Origin of the sequence: Candidatus Cyanaurora vandensis (assembly GCF_013285555.1) — a bacterium.
Classification (GTDB): Bacteria; Cyanobacteriota; Cyanobacteriia; order Gloeobacterales; family Anthocerotibacteraceae; genus Cyanaurora; species Cyanaurora vandensis.
Map to the genome: position 1 here is coordinate 1 of NZ_JAAXLT010000082.1, position 10,620 is coordinate 10,620.

A 10,620-nucleotide genomic window follows, 5' to 3' on the forward strand; every position below is an offset into this window, starting at 1 on the left:
CACCTGGGTCACGACCCTGCCCTCCCCCGCCGTCGAGACCAGTACCGAGGGTCTGCGTCATGTGCGCCGCGACTTAATGAAATGTCAGCGTCGCCAGGAAGTCTTTACCCCCTGCTGGTTGGAGATAAAGTTGGCGGGTTTAGTGGAACAATGGGCATCAGGCGTGAGTTGGGATGAATTGGGCCGCTTGACCAACCTGGACGAGGGCGATCTCGTGCGCCTGCTGCGCCGGACCCTTGACCTGTTACGTCAGATCCCCTATACTCCCGGCTTACCCCGGTCCCTCACTCAAAACGCGGCCTTGGCCCAGCAACTGATGGACCGTTTCCCGGTCAGTGAGGTCATCTAAGTTGTGAGGTGGAGTTAGTGAAGCGTGGTGTGTTGGGGCTCTGGTTAGCTCTTGTTCTGACTTGGGTACCTGGGGTGTGGGCGGCGAGTGAAGTCCGTTTTGCCGTGGTCCGCGCCACTGCCACCGAGAATGACCCCCAGTGGCTCCCGGTGCGCGATAGTCTCCGCAACCTCAGTTACCGCACCATTCCGGCCTCCCAACTCAACGCTCTCACCCTCCAGGGGGTTGCGGTTCTCTTTTTACCCAACGTGGATGTCCTACTCGCCAATGAAGTGCAAGCGATCACGGAATGGGCCAACCGGGGCGGACGTTTAATTGTGAGCGGACCCCTCGCCCCCAACGCCAGCCTCGAAGTCCAACAGCAACTCCAACAACTCGTCGGTGTCACCTGGAGTAGTAGCCTGGATCTGCCTGTGGCCCTCAAGCTGGTCAGTAGTGAACCGACTTGGCAACGCTCAGAACGCGCTAACAGCGTGGAAGGTGCCGGGACCCTCACCAATCTCGGCCCCGCTGTCGTGGTGGCTAACTGGGATACCCCCCAGACCCCCGCCGCTGTCCTCAGTACCGAGCGCGTCACTTACCTGGGTTGGCAGTGGGGCCAGAGTGCCAATATGAGCTTTGACCGCAGTTGGCTCTCCGCCGCCGTCGAACGCCACCTACCGGGCTTCAGCCGCGCCATCATCAAAATCGCTCCCGTCGAGATCCTGACCATGCGCCAGGAGTTGACCAACCTCCTAGGCCGGATTGAGAACATTGCCAGTGCCAGCCGAGACCCCCTCAGCCCCACCTACCGCAACGCCGTCGCCCAAGCCCACCAGACCCTAGCCCGTCTCCCCAAACTGATCCAACAGGGCGAAGATGCCCAAGCCAAAGTCCTCTGGGAGAGTGCCGTCGAGGGACTGTGGCGCAATTACCCCATCGTCCCCACCAATGCCCCCCCCGAAGTCCGCGCCATCTGGCTTGACCGGGGCACGATTGTTCAGGCCGGGTCCCCGGAGGGTCTACGCCGAGTTTTTGACCTCTTGGCCCAGGCCGGGATAAACACTGTCTTTTTTGAAACCCTCAACGCGGGCTATACCATCTATCCCAGCCGCGTCGCCTTTGAACAAAACCCCCTCACCCAGGGCTGGGACCCCCTCGCTGCCGCCGTCACCCTGGCCCATGAGCGCAAGATGGAACTCCATGCTTGGTGCTGGACCTTTGCCGTGGGCAACAGTCGCCACAACCGTTTAGTGAATCAGCCCGAGACCTACCCCGGACCCGTCTTGAGCCGTCGGCCCGAGTGGGGGATGACCGATAACCAGGGTAGTTTCCGGCCCCGGGGTCAGAATGAATATTGGATTGATCCGGCGAATATCGAAGCTCGTAATTATCTCAGCCGAATCCACGAAGAAATCCTCACTACCTACGCTGTAGACGGGCTGCAACTCGACTACATCCGCTATCCCTTCCAGGGCACCCACAGTTTCGGTTATAGCCAGACCGCCCGGGTTAACTTCCGCGCCATCCACGGCGTAGACCCCCTCGTTTTATCCCCCAGTAAGGACATCTCGCTGATCCGGTTGTGGAACCAGTTCAAAGCCCGTCAGGTAAGTGATTTTGTGGCAGCGGTCTCCAGCCAGACCCGCCGCCGCCGCCCCGAGGTTTTACTCTCCGCTGCGGTCTATCCCTACGAGAACCGCGAACGACTCACCAAGCTCCAGCAGGATTGGGAGAGTTGGGCCAGACAGGGCCAAGTGGATATGCTCGTGCCGATGACCTACAAACTCAACACCCGTGCCCTCCAACAGGAAGTCGAACCGATCCTCAACCCCGTTGAACAACTCCCCGTCCTCTTTTTGCCCAGCGTCAACCTCCAGGACTTGCCTCAGATTCAGTTACGTGACCAAATCCAAGCCGTGCGGGACCTCCCCTCCAGCGGTTACTCCCTCTTTGCCGCCGCCCACTTAAATACTGAACTGGACCTAGTTCTCCGGCAGGCCACCTCCGTCTCCGCCCTCATCCCCCACCGCCAGCCCCTCAAAACCGTCCAGGAACGCTTTGACCTCCAGGCCGCTGAGTGGGAGGCCCTACTCAAGGACAACCGGATTGTCGTTGACCCCAACTCCATCACCCTCTGGCGCAGTGGTACCCGCAAACTACAACAGCAACTCAAGGATATGGCTGACCGCCCCACCGTACCCAAGATCCGCCAAGCCCGTGCCTCCATCACCGAGTACCGCGCCGACATCCAAAAATGGCTCAAAGCTGAACGTTTTGAACGCGCCTACCGCAACCAGACCTGGGACAACCGCCTCGCTGCCATGGACTCCCTCCTGCGCTACGGCGAACTAGTTTTTCCCCGTTTACTTGCGGGTCCTTAGTTGTGTTCGGGGCTGGGCTGCACCCCTAAGGCTTGCGATTAGGACGGCTGGGTGGATTCAAGACCCGGCCCAACAGTGTCCCCGATAGGTCGAAAGTCCCCGTTCCGTTCAGCAGCTGGGCACGAATACCCCAGAGCCGGAGGAGATTACGCAGCGAGAGGTACAACATGAGGGCCGGAAGGACCCACTGGGGGATGATCAGTCCGAAGGCAAGGACAGTGGACCCGGCTTGGAGCGAGACGACTAGCCAGACTGCCGCCAATAGACCCAGGGCCACGGTTAGGACCAAGAGCCCCCCGAAGATCCACCGCTGCTGGTTCAAGCTGACCCTAACCGCCATGACCCAACCAGCGGGCTGCATCCTTGGCATGGTAGGTCAAGATGAAATCAGCCCCCGCCCGTCGCATGCTGGTCAGGGTCTCCAGAACAATCGCCTCCTCATTGACCCAACCATTACGGGCAGCGGCTTTGACGAGACTGTACTCGCCGGAGACGTTATAACAAGCCACGGGTAACTGGGTCGCTTCTTTCACCCGCCAGAGAATATCCAGGTAGGCCAGAGCGGGTTTGACCATGAGCATATCCGCCCCTTCGAGTTCATCCAGGGCAATTTCCTTGAGGGCTTCACTACCGTTGGCCGGGTCCATTTGGTAAGTGCGCCGGTCGCCAAACTGGGGGGCAGATTCGGCAGCATCCCGGAAGGGACCATAGTAGGCCGAGGCGTACTTGGCGGCGTAGGAGAGGATTGGGGTCTCGGTAAAGCCCGCTGCGTCCAGACCCTGACGGATCGCTTGGACCATCCCGTCCATCATCCCGGAGGGGGCGATAATATCCGCTCCGCTCTCGGCTTGGGCCACGGCGGTTTTTTGTAACAGGGTCAAGGTAGGGTCATTGAGGACGCGCCCCGTGGTGTCGGCCTCGGCGAGGACCCCGCAGTGTCCGTGGCTGGTGTATTCACAAAGACAGGTATCCGCCATGACCAGCAATTCCGGTAAAGCCTGTTTGATGGCCTGGGTCCCTTGTTGGACGATGCCGTGGTCATGCCATGCCCCGGTTGCCGCTAGGTCCTTATCGTCGGGCACCCCGAAGAGGATCACCCCGCCGAGCCCGAGGTCCTGGACCTTGCGACACTGCTCTACGGCTTTATCTATTGAGAGTTGGTAAACGCCCGGCATGGAGCGGACTTCCTGGGCAATCCCCTGTCCTGGAACCAAAAAGAGCGGATAAACCAAGTCCTGGGGACGCAAAACAGTTTCGCGGACCAATCGCCGGAGGGCCGGGGTAGAGCGGAGACGACGCGGACGATGATTAGGGAACATGGAAAGATGCCAAGGCCATTATCCTTCAAGGATAGTATGGAGAAGCAGCATGGACCAAACCTGATGATTGATCCCCTAGAACAGTTGAAACAAGAGATGAGCCTAGCCATGGGACAGGCAAGAGAAGCCCTAAACCAAAAGCGGGAACAAGAACAACTCCTCCGCCGCGATCAGGAACGGCAAATCAAATTGGTGCAATACCAAGAACGGGTAGTTAACGAGTTAAAAATAGTCCACGACGAACTAGCTAAAACCGTAGCTGAAGCCTATGAACTCGGCGAAGACCACCCCACCTATCTCGTCCTCAACCATAAACTCAATGAATTATCAGTTTTGATGACCCAGCCGGAGGAAATGGCTTTACGTTTGTATGCAGATGAAGAGAGTAAAGCCATACTTCAAGCTGACCAGCAAATTATGGCCCAAAGACTTGATGAGTGGCGTAGAAATCTAGCGGAAGATATCCGACAAACGATCCTCGCGGCTGACGAATATTTCATCGCCAGTGATGTTGCTATCTATGTCAATGATTATCGAGAAGACTTAGTTGCGATTGGTTGCTTCGAGGAGATGGTCGAGATCTTAGTGAAACGTATCAACGACCTAGACAACTCCGACAAACCGCCCAAGGAGATCCGGGGCCATGCTCGTACCTTGGATTGGTTAGTAGATTTCGCGCAAAAACAGCGACTCCCACGCACGATGCTGGGCGGTGATGGCGGGATTGCCCGACTCCGGCAGGCCAGTCGCAAGACCCCGCGTCCTTTCACCTACGGTCACTTGGCAGGCCAGGTGGTCGTCTTTGGGGGGCATCCCAATATGTCCGATGGCGTCCGGGAACGCTTAGTGGGTAGCCAAGTCGAGTTGATTTGGTTTGACATGGAGCAAGCCGATACCCAGGTGCGCGACCGCTCCGATGTGGTCAAAGATGCTGACCTCGTGATTCTCGTGACTCCCTACGCCTCCCACAAATTCCAAGACATCGCCCGTGCCGCCTGTAAACGCCACAGTCAGGAACTCGTCCCCTGCAACAAGACGGGTTTGACCTCACTCCTCGATATTGTCAGCCAAAGACTCGCGCCAGCCCTGACGGAGGAATCGCTCGGTGCCGAGGACCTGAATGGCGGTCTAGAAGCCCTAGCGAATAAGTATGGTCGTCGTCGTTGAGACCAGTGACTAATGTGGCTCGTTGAGTTGCACAGAATCGCTCGGCTTTTTGCGGAGTTGGAGATTGAGGAATTCCACCAACACTGAGAAGGCCATGGCGAAATAGGTGTAGCCTTTGGGAATCTCCTGTCCGAAACCATCGGCGATTAAGTTTGCGCCAATGAGGACCAGGAAGGCCAGGGCCAACATCTTGACTGTGGGATGGCGGTCAATAAATTCACTCAAGGGATTGACAAAAACCAGCATAAATAGGACTGCAACCACCACCGCCGCTACCATCACCTCCAACCGCTCCGCCAAGCCGATGGCGGTAATCACGGAGTCTACAGAAAACACCACGTCAATCAAGACAATTTGGAGCAAGACCGAACCAAAAGAAGTAATAGCTTGTGTCGCTCCGGGAACTTCTTCCTCGCCCTCAAGTTTGCCATGAATCTCAAAAGTCGCCTTACCGATTAAAAATAGACCGCCCAAAATCAAGATAAGGTCGCGCCATGAGAAGTCAAACGTCCAGACACTGAAGAGCGTCTGGGTCAAACCCGCCAACCAACTCAGGGAGAACAGTAATAAAATCCGTGACCCCAAAGCCAGAAATAGCCCAATCTGTCGCGCCGAGGCTTGCTGTTCCTTGGGCAACTTGCCAGCAAGAATCGAGATGAAAACAATATTGTCAATCCCCAGAACTATCTCTAGGAGAGCCAGGGTAAAGAAACTTATCCAGATGTTCGGGTCAGTCAACCACTCCACGGGGGCCTCAGGGAACGGGTTATTGCTCCCGCCTTGGGGTTGGGAGGTATTTCGTAGTTTTAACCGAACTAGGCTTTATTCGTCTACTCTCTTTGGGATAGCCGTGGTCCACCTGCGCCACAGGGTCAGCAACAGCGAGAGAATCACTGGACCTAGCACGATCCCTAGGGTCCCAAAGGCCAGCAATCCACCCAATACACCAAAAAAGACAAGCAAAATTGGGATACCCGTGCCCTGACTAATGAAAATTGGTTTGAGGATATTATCAATGGTCCCCACGACAATGGCTCCCCACAAAAATAGCGCGATACTAGGCCAGATTTCACCATTGACCGCCAAGTACACCACACAGGGGAACCAGACTACCGGGGTCGGGATCTGTAAAATCGAGAGCAGAGCCGCCAGCACCCCCAACAAAAGGGCAATCTTAATCCCCGCCACCCAAAGCCCCAGACCCGCCAACAAGCCCTGCGCCGCTCCTGTCACCACCAACCCCAACACGACTGCCTGCACGGTCGCCGCAAGGGGTTCTAGCAGCGAGACTAGAGGTTCACCGCCCAACTGCTGGAGGACCTGCCGGATCTGATGCACCAAGTCCCGTCCACTGAGGTATAAAAAGAAAATCGTGAAAATAATCAAGCCCAGGGTAATCAAGGCTTGGCTCACTGTCTGACCCGCGTTAGCCAAAAACGAAAGAACCCGGCCCGCACTCGCCTGTAACCAACCCTGAATCTGGACTAAGTCAATCCCCCGCAAAAAATCCTGTAAAGGTCCACCCACCACAGGTAAACGTGCCGCCGCCCCGCCCAGTGCACTGTAATTTGCTTTGAGCGAATCGAGACTGAGGGTACCATCAGTTTGGACCGTCTGGTAAGTCGTCACGGCATCACGGGCTAGACCGGTTGCAATCAAGGCCACAGGTAGAATAACTGCCAGGGACAAGAGAGCCGTCATCGCCGCCGCTGCCCAGAGTGCCTGTTTATTAAACTGAAGATAAATTTTTTCATGGATAGGCCAACTGACCAGAGCTAGGACCGCTGCCCAGCCAATCGCGGGTAAGAAGGGACCCAACACCAACCAAGCTCCCCAAAGCAGTAGCCCCGTCAACACGAACAACGCCCACTGCTGCCTCGTCATGCTGGTCCTCCTAGGGTCTTCACTTAGCGTAGAGGGAATATTTCTAGATTACCTCTTTCGGAATGAGCAGAGCTAGACACATATGTTCACATATAACTTAGTATCACTTTATTAGCACTAGCCAAAGGCTAACTTTAAGAAGAATTGCATTGTTGTTCTATCAATTCAATAACCTTAACTGCACTTTCGTAAAATTTTTTTTATGTTGACGTAGCTAATCCCTACATCTTGTCCATGGGCAATGAGGTGTCGGTTATTCACAATACTGTCTATAGCGTCTTTTAACTCTCCTTCTGTAGCTGTTCTCAAGTTTTCTTCCCAAGTTTGATTGAAAGAAGCTGTTAACGCTAAGCTCTTCTTCATACTAGGGTTGTAGAAATCTTCTAGTTTAGTACTAACAAATTTAGCAATATTTGGCGCGGCATTGCATTTATCCTTAGCATATTCTGAATAAATCGCACGTATTGAAACTTCAAGGAATCCTGATGTCAGTACGCATAGATACCTTGACCATTGAGCCTGGATGTATAAATCATCTATGGGGAAAATTTCGATTTTCTTAAAAAGGTCATCTAATCTTCTTCTAGGTTTCATCACCTCTTTATTCATGGGACGTTTGCGAAAGCCTCTGTTGCAAGTTTAATACGTTGTTCTACTCTTTGTAGATCAGTAGTTGATCTTTCAACAGAACTTTTAAATTCTTGACTACTCAGCAGCTCATAGTATGATTTTTTGAAGAGTTCAGGATTTCCAATAACTCCCTTCTCAAGACGTTTAGCAGTGGCAACCATTACAGAGTCAAAAATTGCAGCGTTCATGGCTCTTCCAGGACTTGATCTGAAAGCCCGATCTCCAACAATAGTTAAAATTGAGTGAATAGTATTGGAGAAAATTGTCTGCATCTCCTGAAATTTCTCGTCACTAATTTCTCTGTTCCTACTCATAAAGCTGTTCAAGAATTCTTTCATCGGCTCTTCATAGCTTTCTCGATTATAGTGAAGCGCGAGAAATCAGAGAATCAATTCTTGATCTCTCATATTTTTATTTACAGAGCCAAAGATGGAACGCCATTCCTCATTTTCATTTAAAGTCCTCAGAAATTTACTAAACCTCCCATGGTAAATAGCAGAACGAATTTCTTGTGGTTGAAGATAAGTCCCGCCTGTATTAATTCTCTCGAACACATAGTAAATGCCGCTTTCATCATCAGAAGGCTCATCTTTAATAATTGTAGCATGCAGAATAGAATCATCAAGACGACGACGATCTTCTGTCAAAGTTTTATAGGTCAACCCTTCAAATTTTTTCTGGACACCCTCTAAATAAAACTCCTTTTTAGTATTAGCAAAAATTCCATTATAAAAATACTCTAAGGTTCGCAGTCTTTGCTGACCATCAATCACTAGCAATTTTTGAGTTTCTTTTTCCTTAGAAAGAAAAATACCTGGCACAGGTAAACCCAGTAAAAGCGATTCAATAAATCGAGAAGCTTGTTTAGGTTTCCAAACAAACCCTCTTTGAAAGTCAGGAACATAAATGCTACTGTGATTCAAGCGTTTAATTAGTCCATCAATGGTGTAGTCAGCTCCATAACTAGTAATGGAGTATTTGAGAGGCAAAACTTCATCAGGCTCTGGCTCTACTGCTTCTTCTTGTTGGAGCACCATCTCTTGAACCATGTTGTTACTTCTTCAACAACACCGTCAGGCTAGCATAGTTCACTAGACCCTGGCGCATTTCAAATCTATAGGGAGTCATGCAGGACAACTTCTACTTTCCTCATGACTTAAAGCATCTCACAAACAACTTCAAGACTTATGCACAGCCCATAGCCCCTAAGGAAGAAATAGCCATTACCCTGCCGGACACAGGCGAGCAGGGTAGGGGAGCAAGAATTAAGAATGCTCTTCTGTGTTTTTACCTTGGTCCCCCACCACGCCTGTGCCCGGCAGGGTATGGAGCGGAGGGGCTTCTTGGGTAAATCTCTGTAACAATGGGTTCACAACATTTGGGTAAGGCGATGCGGGCGAAGCGGGTGGTGCTGGCCTATTCCGGGGGGGTGGATACCTCAGTCTGTATTCCTTATTTGCTCCATGAATGGGGGGCTCAGGAAGTGATTGCGTTGGCGGTGGACCTGGGGCAGAACGAGGATATGGAGCAGATTCGGCAGAAGGCTCTCACCTCGGGTGCGGTGGCAGCCTATGTCGCTGATGGTAAAGCGAGTTTTGTGACGGATTATATCTGGCCTTCTCTGGCTGCCAACGCTATGTATGAGGGCTATTACCCCTTGGCGACGGCCTTGGCACGGCCTTTGATTGCACGGCTCTTGGTGGAGGTTGCCCTGGAACATGGCTGTGATGCGGTAGCCCATGGTTGTACAGGCAAGGGAAATGACCAGGTACGCTTCGATGTCTCGATCAAGGCCTTGGCCCCGTACCTGACGGTACTGGCCCCGGCACGGGAATGGGGGATGACCCGTGAGGAGACGATTGCCTACGGTGAACGCTACGGTATCCCGTCGCCCGTCACCAAGAAATCACCCTATTCAGTAGACTTCAACCTCTACGGGCGGTCCATTGAGTGCGGCAGTCTGGAGGACCCCTGGACGGAGCCGCCCGCTGAGATCTATGGCATGACCACGGACCCCGAGTCGGCTCCTGACCAACCGGGCTATGTCACGGTGGGTTTCACAGCGGGTATCCCGGTCAGTCTGGATGGGGTGGTCCTGGGTCCGGTGGCGTTGATTGACCAACTCAATATCCTGACGGGTAGTCATGGCGTGGGGCGGATTGATCTCGTAGAGGACCGACTAGTGGGGATCAAGTCGCGGGAGATCTACGAATGTCCGGCGGCGTTGGTTTTAATTGCCAGTCACCGTGCCCTCGAAGCGATGACGCTAACCCGTGAGGTCTCGCTTTATAAGCAACAGCACATCGAGCCGACCTATGCCCAACTGGTCTATAACGGGCTTTGGTACAGCCCTCTGCGTCAAGCTCTGGATGGTTTCTTGACGAGTACCCAGGCCACAGTGACGGGCGAAGTGCGATTGAAACTTTTTAAGGGGCAAGCGACGGTGGTGGGCCGCCGTTCGCCGCAATCGCTCTATGACAATGGCCTCGCTACCTACGCCCAGGGCGACTCTTTTGACCACCGGGCTGCGGAGGGGTTTATCTATGTTTGGGGGCTTCCCACGAAGGTTTGGTCCGCCGTCCACCGCCCTTAAAGCAGTTCTCAGTGGGGGGTTGCTGGCTCTGGCGGCCCCGCCCATTGGGGTTTGGCCCCTGGCTTGGGTGGCCTTGGTTCCCTTATGGTCTGCGCTTAGGCAGGGGACGGGGCGCGGGGCAATGGGTGCGGGGTGGCTCGCGGGGAGTGTGTATTATCTGGTCCTATTGCACTGGTTATTGGGGGTTCATCCGCTGACTTGGATGGGAATAGCCGAGGTCCCGAGTCTAGGCATTGCCCTGGGGCTATGGGTTGTCGTCAGTTTATTTGAAGGGTTGAGTTGGGCGGCTTGGGCGGGGTTGGGTTGGTGGTTGGG

The 10,620-nt window shown here is 53.8% G+C and carries 10 protein-coding genes and 2 pseudogenes; 5 read left to right on the forward strand and 7 right to left on the reverse strand.

Annotated elements, in window-relative coordinates:
- Both HFM78_RS05295 and HFM78_RS05300 read left to right on the forward strand, forming a co-directional pair.
- A pseudogene (locus HFM78_RS05295) lies at nt 1–349 on the forward strand (hypothetical protein); the annotation flags it as partial.
- A gap of 17 nt (nt 350–366) precedes the next feature.
- A complete protein-coding gene (locus HFM78_RS05300; RefSeq protein WP_287128381.1) occupies nt 367–2,712 on the forward strand; it encodes a glycoside hydrolase family 10 protein in 2,346 nt (781 codons plus the stop codon).
- Nucleotides 2,713–2,737: 25 nt separating this feature from the next.
- On the opposite strand, the gene HFM78_RS05305 is transcribed toward HFM78_RS05300, so the two are convergent.
- Both HFM78_RS05305 and hemB read right to left on the reverse strand, forming a co-directional pair.
- Nucleotides 2,738–3,052, reverse strand: coding sequence for a hypothetical protein (locus HFM78_RS05305; protein WP_287128382.1), 315 nt, complete (start codon nt 3,050–3,052; stop codon nt 2,738–2,740).
- The gene (hemB, locus tag HFM78_RS05310; protein ID WP_287128383.1) at nt 3,042–4,031 is read right to left on the reverse strand and encodes a porphobilinogen synthase; all 990 of its coding nucleotides are present in this window, start codon (nt 4,029–4,031) and stop codon (nt 3,042–3,044) included. Before hemB ends, HFM78_RS05305 begins: the two co-directional genes overlap by 11 nt.
- Nucleotides 4,032–4,094: 63 nt before the next feature.
- Between hemB and HFM78_RS05315 the strand changes: the two genes are divergently transcribed.
- Nucleotides 4,095–5,198, forward strand: a complete 1,104-nt coding sequence (locus HFM78_RS05315; protein ID WP_287128384.1) for a DUF2325 domain-containing protein — start codon at nt 4,095–4,097, stop codon at nt 5,196–5,198.
- A gap of 9 nt (nt 5,199–5,207) precedes the next feature.
- Here HFM78_RS05315 and HFM78_RS05320 read toward each other — a convergent pair whose 3' ends face one another.
- The 5 genes from HFM78_RS05320 to HFM78_RS05340 all read right to left on the reverse strand — a co-directional run bounded on the left by HFM78_RS05320 (nt 5,208) and on the right by HFM78_RS05340 (nt 8,761).
- A complete protein-coding gene (locus HFM78_RS05320; protein ID WP_287128385.1) occupies nt 5,208–5,945 on the reverse strand; it encodes a TerC family protein in 738 nt (245 codons plus the stop codon).
- A gap of 75 nt (nt 5,946–6,020) precedes the next feature.
- Nucleotides 6,021–7,082 (reverse strand): AI-2E family transporter, encoded by a 1,062-nt coding sequence (locus HFM78_RS05325; protein ID WP_287128386.1) that lies wholly within the window; start codon nt 7,080–7,082, stop codon nt 6,021–6,023.
- Between the two features lie 174 nt (nt 7,083–7,256).
- The gene (locus tag HFM78_RS05330) at nt 7,257–7,691 is read right to left on the reverse strand and encodes a HEPN domain-containing protein (RefSeq protein WP_287128387.1); all 435 of its coding nucleotides are present in this window, start codon (nt 7,689–7,691) and stop codon (nt 7,257–7,259) included.
- Nucleotides 7,688–8,050: a hypothetical protein gene (locus HFM78_RS05335; protein ID WP_287128388.1), complete on the reverse strand. Its 363-nt coding sequence runs from the start codon at nt 8,048–8,050 to the stop codon at nt 7,688–7,690. Before HFM78_RS05335 ends, HFM78_RS05330 begins: the two co-directional genes overlap by 4 nt.
- A 42-nt stretch (nt 8,051–8,092) precedes the next feature.
- Nucleotides 8,093–8,761, reverse strand: a complete 669-nt coding sequence (locus HFM78_RS05340; protein WP_287128389.1) for a DUF262 domain-containing protein — start codon at nt 8,759–8,761, stop codon at nt 8,093–8,095.
- Nucleotides 8,762–9,102: 341 nt separating this feature from the next.
- Here HFM78_RS05340 and HFM78_RS05345 point away from each other — a divergent pair, with 341 nt between their 5' ends.
- The gene (locus HFM78_RS05345; protein WP_287128390.1) at nt 9,103–10,305 is read left to right on the forward strand and encodes an argininosuccinate synthase; all 1,203 of its coding nucleotides are present in this window, start codon (nt 9,103–9,105) and stop codon (nt 10,303–10,305) included.
- Nucleotides 10,256–10,620 (forward strand): annotated as a pseudogene (locus HFM78_RS05350) (apolipoprotein N-acyltransferase); the annotation flags it as partial. The gene HFM78_RS05345 and the pseudogene HFM78_RS05350, both read left to right, overlap by 50 nt.

Bases quoted from the DNA above. Each gene is read 5' to 3' on its own strand.
- HFM78_RS05335 (WP_287128388.1), bottom strand. From the start codon at position 8,050: ATGAAAGAATTCTTGAACAGCTTTATGAGTAGGAACAGAGAAATTAGT.
- HFM78_RS05325 (WP_287128386.1), bottom strand. From the start codon at position 7,082: ATGACGAGGCAGCAGTGGGCGTTGTTCGTGTTGACGGGGCTACTGCTT.
- HFM78_RS05340 (WP_287128389.1), bottom strand. From the start codon at position 8,761: ATGGTTCAAGAGATGGTGCTCCAACAAGAAGAAGCAGTAGAGCCAGAG.
- hemB (WP_287128383.1), bottom strand. From the start codon at position 4,031: ATGTTCCCTAATCATCGTCCGCGTCGTCTCCGCTCTACCCCGGCCCTC.
- HFM78_RS05315 (WP_287128384.1), top strand. From the start codon at position 4,095: ATGATTGATCCCCTAGAACAGTTGAAACAAGAGATGAGCCTAGCCATG.
- HFM78_RS05345 (WP_287128390.1), top strand. From the start codon at position 9,103: ATGCGGGCGAAGCGGGTGGTGCTGGCCTATTCCGGGGGGGTGGATACC.
- HFM78_RS05330 (WP_287128387.1), bottom strand. From the start codon at position 7,691: ATGAATAAAGAGGTGATGAAACCTAGAAGAAGATTAGATGACCTTTTT.
- HFM78_RS05305 (WP_287128382.1), bottom strand. From the start codon at position 3,052: ATGGCGGTTAGGGTCAGCTTGAACCAGCAGCGGTGGATCTTCGGGGGG.